The organism is Chryseobacterium proteolyticum (genome assembly GCF_046591535.1).
Classification (GTDB): Bacteria; Bacteroidota; Bacteroidia; order Flavobacteriales; family Weeksellaceae; genus Chryseobacterium; species Chryseobacterium proteolyticum.
This window is the reverse complement of sequence record NZ_JBJLWK010000032.1, coordinates 1-532: the sequence shown is the minus strand read 5'-3', so window position 1 is coordinate 532 and position 532 is coordinate 1. Positions and strand designations below refer to the sequence as shown.

1 protein-coding gene is annotated in these 532 nt (G+C 36.8%); it reads left to right on the top strand.

Annotation, left to right across the window (positions count from 1 at the left end):
- Window positions 1-25: 25 nt before the first annotated feature.
- Window positions 26-532 (top strand): AMP-binding protein (locus ACJ5H0_RS23120; RefSeq protein WP_411252199.1); only part of this gene is annotated, 507 nt, incomplete at its 3' end.

Below are 532 nucleotides of genomic sequence, written 5' to 3'. Positions count from 1 at the left end.
TCCGGACGATTTAATCGCAGTTAAATTGGAGCGAAATGAATTCCTTCTTGTTAGCTTATTGGGAGTACTGAAATCCGGAGCAGCCTATGTGCCGGTAGATTTAAATTATCCGCAACAGCGAATTGATTATATTGAAAAAGACAGCAATAGCAAAGTGGTCATTGATCAGGATCTATTAAATCAGTTTTATGAAGTTCAGGACAATTACAGCCCCTCAAATGTAGAGCAGCGATCAACATCCAACCATCTCGCTTATATTATTTATACATCCGGAACTACAGGAAATCCAAAAGGTGTAATGATAGAGCATCATAATGCCGTTGAATTGATTAACTGGTCTAAAAAGGAGTACAATCCTGATACATTTGATATAGTTTACGGCGTTACCTCTCATTGCTTTGATTTGTCTGTGTATGAATTTTTCTATACCCTTTCGACAGGTAAGAAAATAAGGATTTTAAAGAACGCCCTTGAAATCAATCATTATCTCGATCAGGACACCAATGTATTATTAAATACGGTTCCTTCTGTG